The following is a 21573-nucleotide window of genomic DNA, read 5'->3' as shown; positions in this document are numbered from 1 at the left end:
TTAACCTATTTCTGTGGTCGCAGCACGGCAAAAATCAGCGCCACATTGCCTTTCGCCCGAAAGACGGCTGCGGCAAAAATCAGGTTAACCATCACCGACGCCCAGCTGGCATGGGCGTAAGCATCAAAGAAATAGCGGAAAGGAATCGAGGCGTAGGACAGCACAATTAAGTAAGCCAGCCACGATGCCCACCATTGGTGGTGGGCGCCCGGTTTGCGAAACATCATGAGCCGCAGCGCAATGGCGGTGGCGGTGACGACGTTGGTGAGTACCAGAGGATCATTTGTTACCATGGAAACCTCCTTTAAGGCGTGCCAGCCAGCTGACCGGATCATGCTCACTGAATAAGGTTAAGGTTTTGATTGCCACGGCGGAAAGTAATATGGCTCCCAGCCCATCCAGCGGACGGTCGGTATAGCCCGATAACTGTTCCAGCTTGGCACCTGCCAGCCCTGAGCCAAACACCCCCACAATCCACGAGACAAGGAAATAGGCTGCACGCACAATCAGTCTGAGATCGACGGCGCTGGCAACATAATAAACAGCCCCCGCAAAGGCACCGAATAACACCCCATAATTGATGCCGGCCATCGGACCGGACAACAATGAACCTGCTGAAGATGCCGCGCCTGCGCTAACGGCGAGTAAGTTCCCGACCATAATGCCCCCTTTTGCTACAGCGTCTTCTCAAGGATTTGAGCAACAAAAAACCCCGGCCGGGGCCAGGGTTCCAAAAATTCGTTTGTCTGCGCTGTTGCTGCTGATAGTAATACCTTAGATCGCTTAATGCGTACGCGTGAGCACTTTAATTCATTATTTTTTGGCGCTGATTATGCCGTTGTTTTCCTTCAACTCCGGCGAATTCACCGTGCGCGATGCGACAACTTCAAGGCTATGAACTAGCCTTTAACAGCCCGACCTGCCACAGGTAATGTTATTCCCAATCAATCAGTTAATTGTGTGAGGAGTGAAATAATGTCATCAGGTAGCTATCTAAAACTTAAAGATGGGACAAGCCTTTACTATAAAGACTGGGGCAAAGGCCAGCCGATAGTGTTCAGCCACGGCTGGCCTTTGTCCGGGGATGCGTTTGAAGATCAGATGTTTTTCCTGGCTTCGCACGGTTATCGGGTGATCGCCCATGACCGTCGGGGACACGGCCGCTCTTCCCAACCCTGGGACGGCAACAATATGGACCAATACGCTGACGATTTGGCTGAACTGACCGCCGCGCTGGATTTACAGGATGCGGTGCATATCGGCCACTCTACCGGCGGAGGCGAAGTGGCCCGCTATATCGGCCGTCACGGCATCTCACGCGTGGCAAAAGCGGCACTGATTGGTGCGGTGCCGCCGATTATGGTTAAGACCGATTTTAACCCGGACGGTTTACCCAAAACGGTGTTCGACGGGATCCGCGAGGGCTTGCTGAAGGATCGATCCTCACTGTTTAAGGACTTCCCCACTGCCTTTTATGGTTTTAACCGCGACTCTGCGCAGTCCTCACAGGGATTGCGCGACAGCTTCTGGCTGCAGGGAATGCAGGGATCGCTTAAATCGTTATATGACTGTGTGGCGGCCTTCTCCGAAACGGATCAACGGGAAGACCTGAAGAAGATGACCATCCCAACGCTGGTGCTATACGGCGACGACGATCAGATTGTGCCGCCGAAGTCGTCCAGTGAAGCGGCCATCAAGCTTTTGCCAAACCCAACGGTAAAAGTCTATCCGGGTGCGCCGCACGGATTGTGCAGTACCCATAAAGATCAGGTGGATGAGGATTTGCTCAACTTTATTAAAAGCTGATCGCGCCTGCGGGGCGGGATGCCCCCTTTTTGCTGTGCAGATCGCGGCGATAGACTTCACCCCCTGCCTTCTGCTAGTTTTTAAACCATGCACCCTGATTCCTCTACCACCCAGATGATGATTATTACACCCGTAATTCCGGTGGGATAACGTTCGTCTTTCAGTCGATACCCGCCAGATAAGGCGGGCGCCTTGTCTGGTTACATACAGCGAGGTTAAAAATGTCTACCGGTTCCCTTCCAAACGCTTCCTCCCCCACCCTGCATTTGCTGTGCGGGAAAATTGCTTCCGGCAAATCGACCCTGGCGAGTCAACTGGCTGAGGCGCCCGCTACGCTACTCATTTCTGAAGATCGCTGGCTGGCGGCGTTGTACCGCGATGAAATGAACAGCGTGGCAGATTATGTCCGCTGTTCGGCTAAGCTGCGTGCGGCGATGACACCCCATCTGATCGCGCTGCTGGAATCGGGCCTTTCCGTGGTGCTGGATTTCCCGGCCAATACGCTGTCGCTACGCAAATGGATGCGGGAAATTGCCGAATCCGCCTCTGCACTACCGCAACTGCATTACCTCGATGTCGCTGACACCCGCTGTAAGGCGCGCCTGCAGGCCAGAAACGCTGGCGGAAACCATGACTTCGCCGCAACCGACGCGCAGTTCGAGCTGATTAGCCGCTACTTTGAAGCGCCGCAGGCTGACGAAGGGTTTAGGGTGATAGTGCATTCGTCTGAAGATGAAGGAGAAGAGTAATGGCCGTCAGACTCGCTGCTGTTGAAGAGGTTGAACAGTTGTGGAATATACGTAATCAGGCACTGCGCGCAGGATGTAAGGGTGTCTATTCTGCCGAAGCATTGCGGGCCTGGACACCAGAACAGATGCCAGAAGGATATCGTCAGGCGGTGCTCAACAACCCCTTCTTTGTCATCGATGATCCTTCGAAGAGCTTCCCCGTGGCGACCGGCTTTTTGGACCTGGCAGAAAACAGCATCGAAGCCATCTTCACCCTGCCGGCGTATTGGGGAAAAGGTTATGCAGCGGCGATCGTCACCGCCTTAAAGCAGGAGGCCATAAAGCGTGGCATCAGGAAATTGACGCTCTCTTCCACACCAAACGCCCTGAGCTTCTATCAAAAACAGGGATTCACATTAGTTAAAGAAACCGTCTATCACTCGGCCAGCGCGGGCGCTCTGCCCTGCATTGATATGGTGATCAACATATGATGCCTTTAGGGAAATATCGTCAGTTTGACCTTAATGAACCCTTTGTGGCGACGCTGGGAGGATTTACCCCGCTCCTTTCTGTGGACGAAAAAAAAGGAGCCCTAAGGCTCCTCTTATCGCAGCAAACACACTTACATGTGTTTGATCATTGCGTCGCCAAACTCTGAAGATTTCAGCAGCTTAGCGCCATCCATCAGACGCTCAAAGTCATAGGTCACGGTTTTGGCAGCGATTGCGCCTTCCATGCCTTTAACGATCAGGTCTGCGGCTTCGAACCATTCCATATGACGCAGCATCATTTCTGCGGACAGGATCACTGAACCTGGGTTCACTTTATCCTGACCAGCGTACTTAGGTGCGGTGCCGTGGGTCGCTTCGAACAGTGCACACTCGTCACCGATGTTTGCACCAGGCGCAATACCGATACCGCCAACCTGCGCCGCCAGGGCGTCGGAGATGTAGTCACCGTTCAGGTTCATACAGGCAATAACGTCATACTCAGCCGGACGCAGCAGGATCTGCTGCAGGAACGCATCGGCGATCACGTCTTTTACAACGATCTCTTTGCCAGTGTTCGGATTCTTGATCTTCATCCACGGGCCGCCGTCGATCAGCTCACCGCCAAACTCTTCCTTCACCAGCTGATAGCCCCAATCCTTGAAGGCACCTTCGGTGAACTTCATGATGTTGCCTTTGTGAACCAGCGTCAGCGAGTCACGATCGTTGGTGATTGCGTATTCGATGGCAGCGCGAACAAGGCGTTTGGTGCCTTCTTCTGAACACGGCTTAACGCCGATACCGCACTGCTCTGGGAAGCGAATTTTCTTCACGCCCATTTCATCACGCAGGAACTTGATCACTTTATCCGCTTCTGCAGAACCGGCTTTCCACTCGATACCCGCATAGATATCTTCGGAGTTCTCACGGAAGATGACCATATCGGTCTCTTCTGGACGCTTAACCGGACTTGGTGTGCCGGTGTAATAACGCACCGGACGCAGGCAGATGTAGAGATCAAGCTGCTGGCGCAGAGCCACGTTCAGGGAACGAATACCGCCGCCGACTGGGGTGGTCAGTGGGCCTTTGATCGCCACGCGGTACTCTTTGATCAGGTCCAGCGTCTCTTCTGGCAACCAAACGTCCGGGCCGTAGAGCTCTACCGATTTTTCACCGGTGTAAATTTCCATCCAGGAAATTTTACGCTCACCGTTATAAGCTTTCTGCACAGCGGCATCGACAACTTTGATCATCACTGGAGAAACGTCCACACCGATACCGTCACCTTCAATGAAAGGGATGATAGGGTTGTTAGGTACGTTCAGTTTTCCATTCGCCAGGGTGATTTTCTGACCTTCCGCCGGAACAACTACTTTGCTTTCCATTAACCTCTCCTTCGAGCGCTTTTTTTGTTAATGATTTGTAAGATGCGCGTCAATACTACTTGAATATTCACGTCGCGCCAATCATCTCCGGATTGCGGTATAATGCGCTCATGGTTTTAAAGTGCAAAGCATATGCGAAAATCTTCCGTTAAGAATCACCGCGTTAAACGATTCAGCCCGTCCTCTAGCGCCCGTCAGGTCGATAAAGGTCCACGCCGTGTCATTATTTTTAACAAACCTTTTGATGTGCTGCCCCAGTTCAGCGATGAAGCGGGACGAAGTACGTTGAAGGATTTCATCCCGGTGGCCGGTGTTTACGCCGCAGGACGCCTGGACCGCGACAGCGAAGGGCTGATGGTGCTGACCAACGACGGCGCGCTGCAGGCCACGCTGACTCAGCCCGGAAAACGCACCGGGAAAATTTACTATGTTCAGGTGGAAGGCATCCCCGATATCAGCCATATTCAGGCGCTGCGGGATGGCGTTAATCTGAAAGATGGCCCGACCCTGCCCGCCGGCGCAGAGTTAGTGGCCGAACCGGAGTGGTTATGGCCGCGTAATCCACCGATCCGCGAGCGAAAAGCCATTCCCACCAGCTGGTTAAAGATCACCTTATACGAAGGGCGTAATCGCCAGGTCAGAAGGATGACCGCGCAGATTGGCTTCCCTACCCTGCGCTTAATTCGTTTTGCGATGGGCACGCAGATGCTGCAGGATTTACCGCCGGGCGAATGGCGAGACGTCACCGCCGAATTTCCTCTTTGAGCCACTTAAGCCATTACCAGCAAGGAGTCAGCCATGTTCAAACCCCACGTCACCGTGGCCACCGTTGTGCAAGCCGAAGGGCAATTTTTAGTGGTGGAAGAGATGGTAAGAGGACGCGCGACCTGGAATCAGCCTGCCGGTCATCTGGAAGCTAATGAAACCCTGCTGCAGGCCGCGGTGCGCGAGCTGTATGAAGAGACGGGGCTGGAAGGCGTTCCGCAGGCGTTTTTGCGCCTGCATCAATGGATCGCGCCGGATAATACGCCGTTTTTACGCTTTCTGTTCGCGCTGGATTTACCGAACGTGCTGCCGACTTACCCGCAGGATCGCGATATCGATCGCTGCTGGTGGCTGCCACCGGACGAGATCCTCAACGCGAAAAAGCTCCGTTCTCCGCTGGTTGCGGAAAGTATCCGGATTTATCAGCAAGGGCCGCGCTATCCACTGGAGGTGCTAAGCGCGTTTCAGTGGCCATTTAGCGAGGATGCGCCCGCGGCAGACGCGTGGTAGAATATGCCGCAATTTTACAGGGCAGCCTTTAACTGCCACTAAAGTCGGGTATTTCTCATGTCTCTAAGCCAGAAAAAAGTGATCGTCGGTATGTCCGGCGGTGTTGACTCCTCGGTTTCCGCCTGGTTACTGCAACAGCAGGGCTATCAGGTTGAAGGCCTGTTTATGAAAAACTGGGAAGAGGACGACGGTGAGGAATACTGTACCGCCGCGGAAGATTTGGCCGATGCGCAGGCGGTCTGCGACAAATTAGGTATCTACCTGCATACGGTAAACTTTGCTGCCGAGTACTGGGATAACGTCTTTGAGCACTTCCTGGAAGAGTACAAAGCCGGACGCACGCCTAACCCGGATATTCTCTGCAACAAAGAGATCAAATTCAAAGCCTTCCTCGAGTTTGCCGCCGAAGATTTGGGCGCCGACTTTATCGCCACCGGTCACTATGTTCGTCGCCAGGATGTTGATGGCAAAAGCCGCCTGCTACGCGGGCTGGACGATAATAAAGACCAGAGCTACTTCCTCTACACCCTTGGCCACGAGCAGATCGCGCAGAGCCTGTTCCCGGTTGGCGAACTGGCGAAACCGGACGTGCGCCGCATTGCCGAAGAGCTTGAGCTGATCACCGCTAAGAAGAAAGATTCGACCGGCATCTGCTTTATCGGCGAGCGCAAATTCCGTGACTTCCTGGGCCGCTACTTACCGGCTCAGCCAGGTCCGATTTTAAATGCCGAAGGAGAAGTGGTCGGTGAACATCAGGGCCTGATGTACCATACGTTGGGTCAGCGTAAAGGTTTGGGTATTGGCGGCACCAAAGCCGGCAGCGAAGAACCCTGGTACGTGGTCGATAAAGATGTCGCCAATAACATCCTGGTGGTGGCACAGGGCCATGAACATCCGCGCCTGATGTCTGTTGGCCTGGTGGCACAACAGCTGCACTGGGTGGACCGTGAAATCCTCACGGCGCCGTTGCGTTGCACGGTCAAAACCCGTTACCGCCAGGCCGATATTCCTTGCACCGTGACGCCATTAGGCGAAGATCGGATTGAAGTCCGCTTCGACGAGCCGGTTGCCGCTGTCACACCGGGCCAGTCTGCGGTGTTTTACCTTGATGAAATCTGCCTGGGTGGTGGGATTATCGAAGCACGCATGCCGCTGCTTTAAGCGCACGCTGCCCCTGAGAATGATATCAGCATACTGGCGTAACCCCTGAACAAGGGGATTTACAGGAGTTACCGTGGCGAAGAATTATTACGATATTACGCTGGCCCTCGCGGGCATCTGCCAGTCTGCTCATCTGGTCCAGCAACTGGCGCATCAGGGCCATTGTCCGGCAGAGCCGCTGAAAACCTCGCTGCAAAGCGTGGTCGATCTTAACCCGGCCTCCACGCTGGCGATTTATGGTAATGATGAAGCGAATCTGCGCTTCGGTCTTGAGTCGCTGCTGGCGGTGTTAAACAGCAGCAGCCGCCACGGTGCCGGTGCCGAACTGACCCGCTATACGCTGAGTATGATGGTGCTTGAGCGTAAGCTCAGCGCCAATAAAACCGCGCTGAACGACCTTTCTCAGCGCGTCAGCCAGTTAGATCGCCAGTTGGCGCACTATGATTTAGATTCCGACACGCTGCTGAGCGCCATGGCGGCCATTTATGTCGATGTGATTAGCCCGCTCGGTCCACGCATTCAGGTTACCGGCTCGCCCGCCGTGTTGCAGAATGCGCAGATCCAGAGCAAAGTCCGCGCCACCCTGCTTGCCGGCATCCGTTCTGCGGTACTCTGGCACCAGGTCGGCGGCGGTCGCCTGCAGTTAATGTTTTCACGTAATCGCCTCGCCGCTGAGGCGAAGCAAATGCTGTCCCGTATGCCCGAGTCTTCACTCTAATTTGTTAACCGATCCAGGAGTTGCACTGATGGAATTATCCTCTCTGACTGCCGTCTCACCCGTTGATGGCCGTTATGGCGACAAAATCACCCCGTTACGTGGCATTTTCAGCGAATTTGGCCTGCTGAAATTCCGCGTGGAAGTGGAAGTTCGCTGGTTACAGAAACTGGCCGCCTGCGCAGAGATCAAGGAAGTTCCTGCATTTGATGCCGACGCAAACGCTTTCCTCGATGCGATTGTCAGCAATTTTAGCGTGGAAGATGCAGCGCGCATCAAAACCATCGAACGCACCACCAACCATGATGTGAAAGCGGTTGAGTACTTCCTGAAAGAGAAGGTGGAGCCAAACGCCGCGCTGCATGCGGTTTCTGAGTTCATCCACTTCGCCTGTACCTCTGAAGACATCAACAACCTGTCTCACGCACTGATGCTGGAAACCGCACGCCGTGAAGTGATCGTGCCTTACTGGACCCAGATCATCACCGCCGTGAAAGACCTGGCCGTGCAGTACCGCGATATTCCTCTGCTTTCCCGTACCCACGGTCAGCCGGCCACGCCGTCTACGCTGGGTAAAGAGATGGCGAACGTGGCCTACCGTTTCGAGCGTCAGCTTCGTCAGCTAGAACGCATTGAAATGCTGGGTAAAATCAACGGCGCTGTCGGTAACTACAACGCGCACATTGTCGCTTACCCGGAAGTGGACTGGCATGAACTGAGCGAAAGCTTTGTCACCGGCCTGGGCATCACCTGGAATCCGTACACCACGCAGATCGAGCCGCACGACTATATTGCCGAGCTGTTTGACTGCATGGCGCGCTTCAACACCATCCTGATCGACTTCGATCGTGATGTCTGGGGTTATATCGCCCTGAACCATTTCAAGCAGAAAACCATCGCTGGCGAAATCGGTTCTTCCACAATGCCGCATAAAGTTAACCCGATTGACTTCGAAAACTCAGAAGGCAACCTGGGTCTGGCCAATGCCATGATGCAGCACCTGGCAAGCAAACTGCCGGTTTCACGCTGGCAGCGCGACCTGACTGACTCCACCGTGCTGCGTAACCTCGGCGTGGGTGTCGGCTATGCGGTAATCGCTTATCAGTCGACGCTGAAAGGCATCTCTAAGCTGGAAGTGAACCGTGACCGTCTGCTGGACGAGCTGGATCACAACTGGGAAGTGCTGGCCGAGCCAATTCAGACCGTGATGCGCCGCTACGGCATTGAAAAGCCGTATGAAAAGCTGAAAGAGCTGACCCGTGGCAAGCGTGTGGATGCCGCAGGCATGAAAGCGTTTATCGACAGCCTGGCGCTGCCGGAAGAAGAGAAAACCCGCCTGAAACTGATGACCCCGGCTAACTACATTGGCCGTGCGATTCAGATGGTCGACGACCTGAAGTAATACTGCCTCGCGGGCCGGCGCTAGTCGGCCCGCGTTAACCTGCTGTTTATCTGCTTTCACCTATACTCTGCAAAGACTTATAACAAGGCTCTGGGGCCGTAACACTGTCAGACAGAAAGGATAAATTATGCGCGTACTGGTTGTGGAAGATAATCAACTGCTTCGTCACCATCTCGCCGTACAGTTGCGGGATATGGGCCATCAGGTTGATGCCGCTGAAGATGCGAAAGAAGCCGACTATTTCCTCAACGAACACACGCCTGATATCACTCTGGTTGACTTAGGCCTGCCCGATGAAGATGGCATGGCGCTGATCCGCCGCTGGCGCAGCGAAGATGTTAAGCAACCGATTCTGGTGCTGACCGCGCGTGAAGGCTGGCAGGCAAAGGTAGAAGCGCTGGAAGCCGGTGCCGATGATTACGTCACCAAACCTTTCCATATTGAAGAAGTGGTTGCCCGCATGCAGGCGCTGATGCGCCGTAACAGCGGTCTGGCCTCACAAATTATTTCGTTAGCGCCTTTCCAGGTCGACCTCTCACGCCGTGAGCTGACCATTAACGACACCCAAATTAAGCTGACCGCGTTTGAATACACCATCATCGAAACGCTGATCCGCAATGCAGGCAAAGTGGTCAGCAAAGATTCGCTGATGCTGCAGCTCTATCCGGATGCTGAACTGCGTGAAAGCCATACCATCGATGTCCTGATGGGCCGTCTGCGCAAGAAAATGCAGGCTGAACATCCGCTGGATGTGATCACCACCGTGCGCGGTCAGGGCTACAGGTTCGATTTGTAAACAGATGCCAGATTTCCGCCCAAAAACGCCCTTCTCGCTCCGCGCCCGCTTCCTGGTGGCTACTGCTGCCGTGGTGCTGATCCTGTCACTTTCCTACGGGATGGTGGCGGTGGTCGGCTACGTAATGAGCTTCGATAAGAACACTTACCGGGTGATGCGCGGTGAAAGTAACCTGTTCTTCACCCTTGCGCAGTGGCAGGACGGTAAATTAACCATCGCCCAGCCAGAGCGGGTTTCGTTGAATTTCCCGACGCTGGTGTATATCTATAACGAGAAAGGCAAGCTGCTGTGGCAACTGCGCGACGTGCCGGAAATCCGCAATAAGATTAAGCGCGAATGGCTGAAAAGTTCGGATTTCTACGAGATCGATACCGACAACAGCACCAGTCGGGAAGCGTTGGGAAATAATACCGAAGCGCAGAATAAACTGACCGCTTACGACGATGATAATAACGACACCTTCACCCACTCGGTGGCGGTTAACCGTTATGATGCGACGCCGAACCTGCCTGCGCTGACCATTGTGGTGGTCGATACCATTCCGCAGGAGTTGCAGCATTCAGACGTGGTCTGGTCATGGTTCAGTTATGTGCTGTTGGTGAACCTGCTGCTGGTGATCCCCCTGTTATGGCTGGCCGCGCACTGGAGTCTGCGCCCGATCGGCACGCTGGCGGCGCAGGTTCGCGAGCTGGAAGGTGGCACGCGCGACACGCTGGATCCCCGCCCGCCTCAGGAATTGAAAAGCCTGGTGCGCAACCTCAACCTGCTGTTGGATAACGAGCGTCAGCGTTACACCCGCTATCGCACCACGCTCAGTGATTTAACCCACAGTCTGAAAACCCCGTTGGCGGTGCTGCAAACCACCCTGCGCTCGCTGCGTGGCGGTCAGAATCTGTCGATTGAGCAGGCCGAGCCGATTATGCTTGAGCAGATCAGTCGTATTTCACAACAGATTGGTTATTACCTGCACCGCGCCAGTATGCAGGCCGATCACAACGTGCTGAAGCGCGAACTGCATTCGGTTCCGGCGCTGCTGGACAGCCTGTGCTCGGCGCTGAATAAGGTTTATCAGCGTAAAGGCGTAGTGCTTACCTTGGATATCTCCCCTGAACTGACCTTTGTTGGCGAACATAACGATTTGATGGAAGTGATGGGCAACGTGCTGGATAACGCCTGCAAATATTGCCTGGAATTTGTCGAAATCAGCGTGCGTCAGACCGACGAAGAGCTGCATCTTATCGTTGAGGATGACGGTCCAGGCATCCCTGAAAGCAAACGGGACATGATCTTTATCCGCGGACAGCGAGCCGACACCCTGCGTCCAGGCCAGGGTCTGGGTTTAGCGGTAGCGAGAGATATTCTTGAGCAGTATGCCGGTGACATTGTCGCCTCCACCAGCGAGTTGGGTGGCGCGCGCATGGAAGTGATATTCCGGCGTCAGGAAGTCTTACACACCGACGAATAGTGACGACCGCCGCTTCCCTGAGCAGTGCCGAGCAAATGGGTTACCCCGACCCCGCCCGGCACTGTTATAATCGATTAAATTCAGCGTTTCAGGAACTCCCTTCATGGATTATCAACTCGATCTCAACTGCGCAGATTTTATTCAGCGTTACTGGCAGAAACGTCCGGTAGTGCTTAAGCGTGGCTTTAAAAATTTCGTTGACCCAATCTCCCCGGACGAACTGGCCGGGCTGGCGATGGAAAACGAAGTCGACAGCCGTCTGGTCAGCCATCAGGACGGAAAATGGCAGGTCAGCCACGGCCCGTTTGAGAGTTTTGATCACCTTGGTGAGAACAACTGGTCGTTGCTGGTGCAGGCGGTGGATCACTGGCACGAGCCTTCAGCCGCGCTGATGCGCCCGTTCAGTTTCCTGCCTGACTGGCGTACCGACGATCTGATGATCTCCTTCTCGGTCCCTGGCGGCGGTGTGGGTCCCCACTTCGATCAGTACGACGTGTTTATTATTCAGGGCACCGGCCGCCGTCGCTGGCGCGTGGGCGATAAGGTGCCGTTAAAACAGCATTGCCCGCACCCTGACCTGCTGCAGGTTGAGCCGTTCGACGCGATCATTGATGAAGAAATGGAGCCCGGCGACATTCTGTATATTCCGCCAGGATTCCCGCATGAAGGCTACTCGCTGGAAAACGCCATCAACTACTCTGTTGGCTTCCGTGCGCCGAGCGGACGTGAACTGATCAGCGGCTTCGCTGACTATGCTATCGCCCGTGAGTTGGGCAGCCACCGCTTCAGCGATCCGGATGTGCCGGCACGTGAACACAAAGCTGAGATCCTGCCCGAAGAACTGGAAGGCATCCGCGCGATGATGATCGACGTGATCAACCAGCCGGAGCAATTCAACCAGTGGTTCGGTGAGTTTATTTCGCAATCGCGCCATGAGCTGGATGTGGCACCGCCAGAACCGCCGTATCAGCCAGATGAGATTTACGATGCGCTGCAACAGGGTGATAAGTTATCCCGCCTTGGCGGTCTGCGCGTGCTGACCATCGGCTCTGCGGTGTTTGTGAACGGCGAGCAGATGGAATCTCCTCATCATGCAGCCCTGACCGCCATTGCTAACCTGCATCAGCTTGGCGCAGAGGACCTGGCCGAAGCGCTGGACGATCCGTCGTTCCTCGCCCAGCTGGCGGCGCTGGTCAACAGCGGTTACTGGTATTTCAGCGACGAAGAATAGTAGACAGCCCTGAATATGATCTGCACCCTAAAAGTTGCATAGCCAACTGAGTAAGGTGCAGTTCATTAAGCAGACGGAATTTTTTTGCGTAATAACACATCAGCGTCAGGCATTTTCCCTGAAAGGAATGGCGATTGAAGTCTGCACCTCACGGTAGATGAGTTATTGCGCCTGCTTTTGTTTAATTCTAATAAACATCTTTTTTTCCAATACGCTTCTGAAGATAATCTGTTAAGTGCGGCGTTGGTTTTAGAAAAGTATTTATCCATTTCATCCTGCGTGGGTTCAATGAATGGCGCACCGCATATAGCACCTATATTTAACTCATCAACGAACTTCAAAACCTCCGATGGGTTTTCAGGTAAAGCATAGGCCATAGATATATTCAAACCCTCTTGCAAAGAGGTAATACCCAGAAATGGCGACTTCCTCAGTTTTGGATAAAGATCTACCCAGCGTGCGTCACCTGCGGAAATGTAGTGGGATATCTGATCATAATCAGCATCTGATAAGCTTTGGATATCCTCTTTTTGTGATGCCATCATGACCTTATTAAATAACGTTTCTTCTGCTTTTTTTACGCCAGATGATGAGCAGGAACCAGTGAGTAATGTGAATATAAGTATAATTAGCCATTTCATCGCACAATCAACTCCTTGTCGCCACTGTCTGCAATTTCCTTTTTAAGGCTGTAAGACTGAACAATATTTTGCTATAAAAAAAGGCCGATCTGCATCGGCCTTTTTTATTTTTATTTCGCTTTTTCTGCCGTTAGCGCCGCGATGCGCATAATGACCGTCACCGCTTTTTCCATATTATCCAGCGAGGCAAACTCGTGCTTGCCGTGATAGTTATAGCCGCCGGTAAACAGGTTCGGGCACGGTAATCCCATAAAGGATAACGCCGCGCCATCGGTGCCGCCGCGGATCGGCTTCACGTCCGGTTCGATATCGCACTCGCGCATCGCCTGCAGCGCCAGTTCGACAATATGTGGATGGGCCTCAACCTTCTCGCGCATATTGAAGTAGCTATCATCAATTTGAACGTCTATGCAGCAACCCGCCTGCAGATTTTTGCTTTGCGTTGCCGCAAGATCCCTTATCAACTGCTTACGTGCGGTGAAGCTTTCAAAATCAAAATCACGGATGATGTAGTGCAGCTCGGCTTTATCCACGCTGCCCTTGATGTTGTGCAGATGGTAAAAACCTTCATAGCCCGACGTGTGTTCCGGCACTTCTTTTTCCGGCATCGCCGCATGGAAGCGCATCGCCAAATCCAGCGCATTCACCATCACGTTTTTAGCGGTGCCGGGATGAACGTTATTGCCGGTAATTTTTACCGTGGCGGAAGCCGCGTTAAAGTTCTCAAATTCGAACTCGCCCATTCCGCCGCCATCCACGGTGTAACCCCATTCCGCGCCAAAGGCCGCTACATCAAAACAGCTGGTGCCTTTACCGATCTCTTCGTCTGGCGTAAAGGCCACGCGGATTTTACCGTGCGGAATATTCCCGGCTTTCAGCCGCGCCAGCGCCGTCATAATTTCGGCAACGCCGGCTTTGTCATCAGCGCCTAACAGGGTTTTACCGTCGGTGGTGATCAGCGTATGGCCAATCAGGCTGTGCAATACCGGGAACATCACGGGCGACAGAATTTCATCGCCGATGCCGAGGGCAATATCGCCGCCGCGATAATTTTCGACGATTTGCGGATTAACGTGTTTCGCGGTGAAGTCCGGCGAGGTGTCCATATGCGAAATAAAGCCAATCGTCGGCACGTCCCAGTCGACATTCGCGGGGAGCGTCGCCATCACAATGCCGTGATCGCTGAGCGTAATGTCGCTGAGCCCCAGGCTTGTCAGCTCCGCCTGCAGCACACGCGCCAGCTGCCACTGTCCTTCGGTGCTCGGCACCTGACGTGCGGCGCCTTTCGATTGCGTGTCATAAGAAACATAGTTTAAGAAGCGATCGAGTAAGTTATTCATCTGCCGTCCCTCTGAATGCGAATGCGTAGTATGTGAAACCTCACCCATCAGAATATTGCTCCAGGTCACTACTGCAGCAAGTTACCCGGCTGTTGTTGCCTTCTGACGGTATTTTAGTGGGTTTTGGGATAGTGGATCAGGCTTTGGAAGTGAACCACCCGATCGGTTTCATTGCGATAGCTGTGCGGACAGTCGGCCTGGAAGCGTAACCCTTCCCCGGTCTGCAAACTGTGCCAGCGATCGTTAACCTGCAGCGCTAGCCTGCCGCTGAGCACGATCACATGTTCAATCACCCCGTGGTCATGGGCCGAAGAGTCGCTGGACGCGCCCGCCGCCAGCTCGACGGCCAACATATCAAATCCCAACTGCGGATCGAAAGGAAACACCGGTGTGACCTGCATATTGCCGCTGTGTTGCTGCCAGCTGGCAATGGAGCCACTGCGTTGCACCTCTGCTGAAGATGGCGGCGTGGTGGCGGTGATAAAAAGTGAAAAAGGGACGTTAAAGCCGGTGGCGATTTTCCACAGCGTGGCCACTGTCGGGCTGGATTCGCCGCGCTCTATCTGCCCGAGCATGGCTTTACTGACGCCAGTCTGCTCCGCCGCCATCGTCAGGCTCCATTCGCGCGACGTTCGCAGTGATTTCAACGTTTGTCCAAGGTCGGGTTCCATCATTCCTCCAGTCAGTCCGGGGCTCAGTATAGCGCTTGTACGTTATAACGCACAGTGGTAGCGTGTGCGTTATAACGTACAAACAGGAACCTGCCATGCGCCCGCCGTTTTCCTTTCAGCATCTGACCTTCCCGGCCGTCGTGGCCGGTTTTGTTGCCGTTCTGGTGGGCTATACCAGTTCAGCGGCGATCATTTTTCAGGCCGCCGGTGCCGCCGGTGCCTCTGAGCTGCAAATCGGTGGCTGGCTAAGTATGCTCGGCCTGGCGATGGGCGTGACGTCACTGGGACTGTCGCTTTACTACCGCGCGCCGATTCTGACCGCCTGGTCAACGCCCGGCGCGGCGCTGCTGGTGACCAGTCTGCCAGGCACGCCGATTGCGCAAGCGATTGGCATCTTCATATTCGCTTCAGGGCTGATTTTCCTGTGCGGTGTGACCGGTCTGTTTGCGCGGCTGATGAACTATATCCCGCAGGCGATTTCTGCCGCGATGCTCGCCGGGATCCTGCTGCGGTTTGGTCTGGATGCCTTTGGCGCGCTGAAGCTTAACTTTCCGCTGACCGCCAGCATGTGTCTGGCGTACCTGCTGGCAAAGCGCTATCTGCCCCGCTATGCCATCGTGCTGACGCTGGTCGCCGGCCTGCTGATCGCCGGGTTCAGCGGTGAGATCCACTTCTCCCATCAGCCGTTGCGCTTTGCCCTGCCGCAATTTATTGCCCCAGAGTTTAGCCTCTCAACGCTGCTCGGCATTGGCATCCCGTTTTTTGTGGTGACCATGGCGTCACAGAATGCGCCGGGCATTGCCACCCTCAAAGCCGCCGGTTACCAGGTACCCATTTCCCCGTTGATGAGTTGGACCGGCCTGGCCTCGCTGCTTCTGGCACCTTTTGGCGGATTCTCGGTGTGTATTGCCGCGATCACCGCCGCGATTTGTATGGGGCCTGATGTGCATCCCGATCCTCAGCGGCGATACTGGGGTGCGGCCTGCGCCGGCTTTTTCTACCTGATGGCAGGATTATTTGGCGCCGCGATTGGACAGTTATTCAGCGCCCTGCCGCCGGCATTGATCCACACCATCGCCGGACTGGCGCTGCTGGGGACCATCGCTGGCAGTTTGCAACGCGCCCTTGCCGACGAGAAACAGCGGGAAGCGGCGGTGATCGCTTTCCTGATCACCGCGTCCGGGCTGAGTTTGCTTGGTGTCGGAGCCGCGTTCTGGGGCCTGGTGGGTGGCGTGATCACCCATCTGATCCTTTCTCTGCCGAAGAAAAAGCCCGTTGAGGTATAGTAGTTATCCCCGAGCGAGTGGTGGCAGCACGATGAAAAAGAAAGACTTTGTGACTCAGGATTTGCTGAGCAAAATCTATCAGCAACACGATCCGGCGCAGCGTAAGCTGCCGCCAGAGCGACAGCTGGCGGAAGAGTATGGCGTGTCGCGCTTTACCATCCGCCAGGCGCTGGAGAAGCTGGTGAGCATTGGCGTAGTCAATGTGGTGCAGGGATCGGGCATCTACATCAGCGAGCGCGCCCGCACCAATCCCCTGGTCTATAACTCGATCACCGAAAAGCGTTTCGACCAGATTGGCTTTAAGCTGATCAGCCTGCATAAAAAGCTGCCGGATAAGGACGAACGTCAGGTGTTTGGCCTGGCGGCAGACGCGTGGATTTGGCGGTTTTGCCGGGTACGTTACGTGGATAATGCGCGCACGCAGATTGAGGTTTCGAAACTGCCGGTAGCCGATTTTCCGGATCTCAACCAGCACATTATTGAGAGTTCACTGCAAAAATACGTTTTGAGTCGCGGGTTCCGCATTTCGCATCTGCTGACCAGTTATCAGGCGATTGCGGTCAATAAAGAGCAGGCGGCGTTGCTTGCCTGCAAAAAAGGCATTCCGGCGATGCAGATCAACAGCCGGGGGATTCTGGAAGGCGGCCGCGTATTTGAGATCAGCGAGGTGGTGGATATCCATTACAACTGCACCTACGTCATCCCGTTTAATCACGACAGCCTGACCTTCCGCCAGTCTACGGGTTAAGGCGTATGCATGGCGCCATTGGGTAAGCGGCTCTGCGTCCATTCATGCGCGCGATACGCAACCGGAAACGCTTCTGCGGCCTGTTGTTCAAAGCCCACCCCAATGCCCGGCCGGTCTATCGGATAGAGATAGCCCTGCTCCGCCTGGGCTGCCTGTGGGAAGACCTTCAGCGTATTGGCACCATACGGATTGAATTCCTGAATCGCGGCGTTATGCAGGTGGATATTCAGATGGGTATTCACCGCCGCGCCAATTGGCGTCATATCCGGCGGCCCATGCCAGGCCAGCCGCACGCCAAATGCCTGACAGAGCACCGCCAGTTTCAGCGCCGGGGTGATTCCGCCCAGTTGAGAGACGTGGCAGCGGATAAAATCAATGCGACGGTTAACCACCAAGTCGTGCCATTCGGCCGGATTGTTAAACAGTTCACCCAGCGCCAGAGGCACGCAGGAATGGGCACGCACCTGCTCCAGCCAGCCGGATTGCTGAGGCGAGACAATATCTTCGATAAAGTACGGCTGATAAGGTTCAACGGCTTTGGCAAACTGGATCGCCTGCTGTGGGAACAGGCGTTCGTGGACGTCGTGCAGGATATGGAAGCGATTGCCGTACTTTTCCCGCAGCGCCTTAAACATCGCCACGGTGTTGGCCATATATTCATCCTGATCGTAGTAAGCGCCTGGCGTGGGCTGTCGGGTGCTGTGCATCCCTTCCGGCGTGCCGCCGTAAAAGCCAAGCTGGCAGCGAATATGACGATGACCGTCGGCGAGTAATGTATCGATCTGGGGATAGAGGCCTTCCAGCGTTTCCGCCGACGCGTGGCTGTAAACAGCGATGGCATCTTTCGATTTACCGCCGAAGAGCTGATAAAGCGGCATACCGGCCAGCTGCCCTTTGATATCCCACAGCGCCATATCCACGCCAGAGACCGCATTGTTGATCACCGGACCATTCCGCCAGTAGGCATTCACCATCATCATCTGCCACAAATCTTCAATGGCATTGGCATCGCGGCCAATCAGCAATGGCTTAAGATAGTCATCCACCATGGTTTTCACCGCCAGTGGGCGTTGCTGGAAGGTTGCGCAGCCATAACCAATGATATTTTTATCGGTGGTCACACGGACCACAATCAAATTATGGCGGTCAGGTTTAGTGATAAAACATTCAATATTTTTAATCAGCGTGGGTGACATTAAAATAGGCTCCGGTCTGGATCAGGTGGTCACTGAAGAGGTTTACCCCGGTTAATGTGCAGTACTATGAAGCTATTTATCGGCTGGCGTAAACCCTTTTTTTCGTCTGTTTTTTTGGTCTGAAAAGCGTCAATATTATCGCCAAAAACCAGACCAATTATTGATTAGCCTGACTTTTAACGCCTGCTGATGGCGAACTGTGAGCTGAATCAACATTTATTGGTTTGTTTTAGGTTGAGGGTTTCTCTACTATTTCGCCTGGAATATCAGATCGTTTCAGGAGCAGGCTTCATGGGAATTACCGCGACAAGTCAAAAGATAATAGAGCTGGTAGGGGGCGCCGGAAATATAAATAAAGTCTGGCACTGCATGACCCGTCTGCGTTTTGATCTGGTTGATAAGAGCAAAATACGCCAGGCCGATATTAAGGCGTTACCGGGAGTATTAGGCGCACAGATTCAGAGCGATCAGTTTCAGATCATTATCGGGCCGAAGGTCAATGAGTGGTATCAGGCGATTTTGCCTCAGGTGTCGCCGGATGCCGATCGGCCAGCCGCCGCGGGAAAAGCCAGAAAAGGGCTAATTTCGCTATTTATGGATACGGTCTCCGGGGTATTTGGTCCGATTGTACCGGCCATCGCGGGTGCCGGGATGATCAAAGGTTTGCTGGCAGGATTGATTGCCCTGAAGGTGATTTCAGCCAGCAGCGATACGGTGGTGGTCATTGATTTGATTGCCAGCGGCGTGTTCTATTTTCTGCCGTTTTTCCTGGCAATTTCAGCCGCGAAGATGTTCAAAACCAACGAGTATCTGGCTGCGGCGGTTGCGGCCTGTCTGATGTATCCCTCGCTGATTGACGCAGCGAAAGCGTTGGCCAGCCATGCACCCGGCGCGGTGGACACCATTTACTTCTTCAACGTGGTGCCGGTATCGGTGTTTAATTACGCCTCCAGCGTGATCCCGATTATTTTCTCTGTGCTGGCGCTCAGTTATATCCATCGTTGGGTCGACCGGTTTATGCCGGACGTACTAAAAACGGTTTTCACCCCGACATTGACGCTGTTTATTGCTGCATTAGTCGCGCTGGTGGTGATTGGACCAATGGGCATCTGGCTGGGCAAGCTGTTGGCCTGGTTTATCGAAGGGTTATTTGGCATTTCGGCAAGCTTCGCGGGTCTGGTGGTCGGTGCCATTCGCCCGGTAGCGATTCTGACGGGAATGCATCACGCCATGACGCCGATTGCGTTGCAGAACTTTACCGATCGCGGCTATGACATGTTGATGCCAATGATGTTTATGGCAAACATGGCGATAGCCGGCGCGACATTCGCTATCTGGCTGCATTGCAAGACGCGTCAGGAGAAGTCCGTGGTGCTTTCTGCAGCGATATCAGCGTTATTGGGGATTACCGAGCCGGCGCTGTTTGGGGTGTTAACGCGTTATAAGAAAGCCTTTATCGCTGCCACCATTGCCAGTTCATTAGCCTCGGCCTTTATCGCCTTCTTCGGCGTGCGGTTATACGGTTATATCCTGTCGAGCATCTTCAGTTTGCCCGCCTACATCGGTCCCTATTTCGTTTTCGCCTTGATGGGCGTGGCGATAGCGTTGGTGTTGTCGTTTACGCTGACGATGTTGTTGGTCAGGAATAAACCATCGGAGAGTGCTGAGCAGGTGGTTGAGAGCGAGGCGTGATGGGGTTTTGGAGTTGAGGTCATGGGTGAGTGCGGTGGCACGGTGTCAGCACAGATCAAAACCGGTTCCGGGGGTAAGGCGTCAGCATAGAGTGCCTTATCCGAGGCGCCGTAAATACATCCCTGTAGGCTTGGCTGCGGCATCCCTGCCGCAGACACTCGGCTAAGGCACTCTATGCCGCCACCCAATAGCATTGGTGTCGTTGGCTGTATTCGTGGACGCACAGGTCAAGACCAGCTCGGGTGAAACGGCGTCAGCATAGAGTGCCTTATCCGAGACGCCGTAAATACATCCCTGTAGGCTTGGCTGCGGCATCCCTGCCGCAGACACTCGGCTAAGGCACTCTATGCCGCCACCCAATAGCATTGGTGTCGGTGGCTGTATTCGTGGACGCACAGATCAAGACCAGCTCGGTGGCACGGCATTGCTGCAGTGTTTCCCAGACGCACAATTCCAAAGTATGCCGCTGTAAACGGTTTTGACGTGTGCATCCCCATTTAAACAGGTGACACTGAAGCGTCGAGGAAGGGAGAGAAGGTTGATAGCGAGTCTTCGGCGACAGGGATGTCGCCGCTGAGCCCCCAGGGATGGGTTTACGGCGTCTTTGCGTTCAACCTTCTCTCCCTGAACGGGATACCGGGCCACGCAGACGACTTACTGGCTATCAGCGGCGACAACCTCTTCGCCTCAACTACTTACCTTCAGCAATTACCGCGCGATTTTAGCCAGTAGATTGTGCACAAACTTCGGCACGACTTCACTCGCTAAACCGTAGTCTTTTTCTTCGAACTCACTGCCGACCTGGCTGGGCTCGAGGTTCAGCTCGACGGTATGCGCGCCCTGCAATTTGGCTTCGTGAACGAAACCTGCGGCGGGGTAAACGTGGCCTGATGTTCCGATGGCGACGAAATAGTCGGCCTCGCTCAATGCCGCGTAAATCTCGTCCATCTGTAATGGCATCTCGCCAAACCAGACGACGTGGGGACGCAATACTGACGGGAACTGGCAACAATGACAGCGATCTTCTGGCTTAACGTCATCACCCCAATGCAGGATCTGCCCGCTGGTGGCACAACGCACTTTCAGCAACTCACCGTGCATGTGGATTACGTGACTGTTCCCTGCACGCTCATGCAGGTTGTCGATATTCTGCGTCACCAACAGGAAATGATCGCCCAACGCGGCTTCCAGTTCCGCCAGCGCTTCGTGGGCGGCGTTCGGCTGGATCTCCGGCTGTTGCAACTGACGACGGCGGGCATTGTAGAAGTCTTGCACTTTTTGCGGATCGCGCGCAAAACCTTCCGGCGTGGCCACATCTTCGACTTTATGATCTTCCCATAAGCCATCGGCCGCGCGGAAAGTCCGGATACCCGACTCGGCAGAAATACCTGCGCCGGTCAACACCACCACGCGTGGCAATGGATGTTGGGCTATCTCAATATTGCGATCGCGCTCAAAAATACGCTGACGAAAACGCTGGTGCACCTGGCGTCGGGTCTTCTTGTATCGCGCCAGACGCAGTCGGCGACGGGGAGTTCGCATCATAA

Annotated in this window: 22 protein-coding genes; 14 read left to right on the top strand and 8 right to left on the bottom strand. The window is 54.4% G+C overall.

From position 1 onward, the window contains the following. Nucleotides 1-5: 5 nt before the first annotated feature. A complete protein-coding gene (locus EBC_RS10300) occupies nucleotides 6-293 on the bottom strand; it encodes a phage holin family protein (protein ID WP_013201723.1) in 288 nt (95 codons plus the stop codon). After that, entirely contained in the window at nucleotides 280-660 is a 381-nt protein-coding gene (locus EBC_RS10295; protein WP_013201722.1) for a putative holin, read from the bottom strand. The genes EBC_RS10300 and EBC_RS10295 overlap by 14 nt, the downstream gene beginning before the upstream one ends. Before the next feature lie 315 nt (nucleotides 661-975). Between EBC_RS10295 and EBC_RS10290 the strand changes: the two genes are divergently transcribed. From EBC_RS10290 to EBC_RS10280, 3 genes are all read left to right on the top strand, one after another. Continuing rightward, nucleotides 976-1806, top strand: a complete 831-nt coding sequence (locus EBC_RS10290; protein WP_013201721.1) for an alpha/beta fold hydrolase — start codon at nucleotides 976-978, stop codon at nucleotides 1804-1806. Between the two features lie 221 nt (nucleotides 1807-2027). Next, entirely contained in the window at nucleotides 2028-2555 is a 528-nt protein-coding gene (locus tag EBC_RS10285; protein ID WP_013201720.1) for an AAA family ATPase, read from the top strand. After that, nucleotides 2555-3025, top strand: a complete 471-nt coding sequence (locus tag EBC_RS10280; protein WP_013201719.1) for a GNAT family N-acetyltransferase — start codon at nucleotides 2555-2557, stop codon at nucleotides 3023-3025. The genes EBC_RS10285 and EBC_RS10280 overlap by 1 nt, the downstream gene beginning before the upstream one ends. 131 nt (nucleotides 3026-3156) lie before the next feature. Here the strand turns inward: EBC_RS10280 and icd are convergent, their stop codons facing one another. Further along, a complete protein-coding gene (gene icd / locus EBC_RS10275) occupies nucleotides 3157-4407 on the bottom strand; it encodes an NADP-dependent isocitrate dehydrogenase (protein WP_013201718.1) in 1251 nt (416 codons plus the stop codon). Nucleotides 4408-4539: 132 nt separating this feature from the next. On the opposite strand from icd, the gene rluE reads away from it, so the two are divergent. The 8 genes from rluE to EBC_RS10235 all read left to right on the top strand — a co-directional run bounded on the left by rluE (nucleotide 4540) and on the right by EBC_RS10235 (nucleotide 12452). Next, nucleotides 4540-5172: a 23S rRNA pseudouridine(2457) synthase RluE gene (gene rluE / locus EBC_RS10270; protein ID WP_013201717.1), complete on the top strand. Its 633-nt coding sequence runs from the start codon at nucleotides 4540-4542 to the stop codon at nucleotides 5170-5172. Nucleotides 5173-5205: 33 nt separating this feature from the next. Further along, the gene (locus EBC_RS10265) at nucleotides 5206-5682 is read left to right on the top strand and encodes an NUDIX domain-containing protein (protein ID WP_013201716.1); all 477 of its coding nucleotides are present in this window, start codon (nucleotides 5206-5208) and stop codon (nucleotides 5680-5682) included. Nucleotides 5683-5739: 57 nt separating this feature from the next. Further along, the gene (gene mnmA / locus EBC_RS10260) at nucleotides 5740-6843 is read left to right on the top strand and encodes a tRNA 2-thiouridine(34) synthase MnmA (RefSeq protein WP_013201715.1); all 1104 of its coding nucleotides are present in this window, start codon (nucleotides 5740-5742) and stop codon (nucleotides 6841-6843) included. Between the two features lie 73 nt (nucleotides 6844-6916). Further along, a complete protein-coding gene (hflD, locus tag EBC_RS10255; protein WP_013201714.1) occupies nucleotides 6917-7561 on the top strand; it encodes a high frequency lysogenization protein HflD in 645 nt (214 codons plus the stop codon). 28 nt (nucleotides 7562-7589) lie between these two features. Then, nucleotides 7590-8960, top strand: a complete 1371-nt coding sequence (purB, locus tag EBC_RS10250) for an adenylosuccinate lyase (RefSeq protein ID WP_013201713.1) — start codon at nucleotides 7590-7592, stop codon at nucleotides 8958-8960. 127 nt (nucleotides 8961-9087) lie between these two features. Beyond that, nucleotides 9088-9756 carry a two-component system response regulator PhoP gene (gene phoP, locus EBC_RS10245; RefSeq protein ID WP_013201712.1) on the top strand — a complete coding sequence of 223 codons (669 nt, stop codon included), beginning with the start codon at nucleotides 9088-9090 and terminating at the stop codon, nucleotides 9754-9756. A 4-nt stretch (nucleotides 9757-9760) separates the two neighbouring features. Beyond that, complete coding sequence (gene phoQ / locus EBC_RS10240; RefSeq protein WP_013201711.1) at nucleotides 9761-11221, top strand: two-component system sensor histidine kinase PhoQ; 1461 nt, start codon at nucleotides 9761-9763, stop codon at nucleotides 11219-11221. A gap of 103 nt (nucleotides 11222-11324) precedes the next feature. Next, the gene (locus EBC_RS10235) at nucleotides 11325-12452 is read left to right on the top strand and encodes a ribosomal protein uL16 3-hydroxylase (protein WP_013201710.1); all 1128 of its coding nucleotides are present in this window, start codon (nucleotides 11325-11327) and stop codon (nucleotides 12450-12452) included. Nucleotides 12453-12517: 65 nt separating this feature from the next. Here the strand turns inward: EBC_RS10235 and EBC_RS26015 are convergent, their stop codons facing one another. The 3 genes from EBC_RS26015 to EBC_RS10215 form a co-directional block, all read right to left on the bottom strand. Next, complete coding sequence (locus EBC_RS26015) at nucleotides 12518-13093, bottom strand: hypothetical protein (RefSeq protein WP_197535584.1); 576 nt, start codon at nucleotides 13091-13093, stop codon at nucleotides 12518-12520. A 110-nt stretch (nucleotides 13094-13203) separates the two neighbouring features. Beyond that, complete coding sequence (pepT, locus tag EBC_RS10220) at nucleotides 13204-14433, bottom strand: peptidase T (RefSeq protein ID WP_013201708.1); 1230 nt, start codon at nucleotides 14431-14433, stop codon at nucleotides 13204-13206. A gap of 113 nt (nucleotides 14434-14546) precedes the next feature. Next, nucleotides 14547-15107, bottom strand: a complete 561-nt coding sequence (locus tag EBC_RS10215) for a helix-turn-helix domain-containing protein (protein WP_013201707.1) — start codon at nucleotides 15105-15107, stop codon at nucleotides 14547-14549. 92 nt (nucleotides 15108-15199) lie between these two features. Between EBC_RS10215 and EBC_RS10210 the strand changes: the two genes are divergently transcribed. Together EBC_RS10210 and EBC_RS10205 are read left to right on the top strand one after the other, a co-directional pair. Then, nucleotides 15200-16390 (top strand): benzoate/H(+) symporter BenE family transporter, encoded by a 1191-nt coding sequence (locus EBC_RS10210; protein WP_013201706.1) that lies wholly within the window; start codon nucleotides 15200-15202, stop codon nucleotides 16388-16390. A gap of 31 nt (nucleotides 16391-16421) precedes the next feature. Next, a complete protein-coding gene (locus tag EBC_RS10205; RefSeq protein ID WP_013201705.1) occupies nucleotides 16422-17138 on the top strand; it encodes a GntR family transcriptional regulator in 717 nt (238 codons plus the stop codon). On the opposite strand, the gene EBC_RS10200 is transcribed toward EBC_RS10205, so the two are convergent. Beyond that, the gene (locus tag EBC_RS10200; RefSeq protein WP_013201704.1) at nucleotides 17135-18334 is read right to left on the bottom strand and encodes an enolase C-terminal domain-like protein; all 1200 of its coding nucleotides are present in this window, start codon (nucleotides 18332-18334) and stop codon (nucleotides 17135-17137) included. The genes EBC_RS10205 and EBC_RS10200 overlap by 4 nt on opposite strands. Before the next feature lie 291 nt (nucleotides 18335-18625). Between EBC_RS10200 and EBC_RS10195 the strand changes: the two genes are divergently transcribed. Next, entirely contained in the window at nucleotides 18626-20026 is a 1401-nt protein-coding gene (locus tag EBC_RS10195; RefSeq protein WP_013201703.1) for a PTS transporter subunit EIIC, read from the top strand. A 708-nt stretch (nucleotides 20027-20734) separates the two neighbouring features. On the opposite strand, the gene cobB is transcribed toward EBC_RS10195, so the two are convergent. Beyond that, a complete protein-coding gene (gene cobB, locus EBC_RS10190; RefSeq protein WP_013201702.1) occupies nucleotides 20735-21568 on the bottom strand; it encodes a Sir2 family NAD+-dependent deacetylase in 834 nt (277 codons plus the stop codon). Nucleotides 21569-21573: the final 5 nt, after the last annotated feature.

The sequence above is a fragment of the Erwinia billingiae Eb661 genome, assembly GCF_000196615.1.
In the GTDB taxonomy this organism is placed as follows: Bacteria; Pseudomonadota; Gammaproteobacteria; order Enterobacterales; family Enterobacteriaceae; genus Erwinia; species Erwinia billingiae.
Note: the sequence above shows the minus strand (reverse complement) of the source record. Positions and strands in the feature narration are given on the sequence as shown.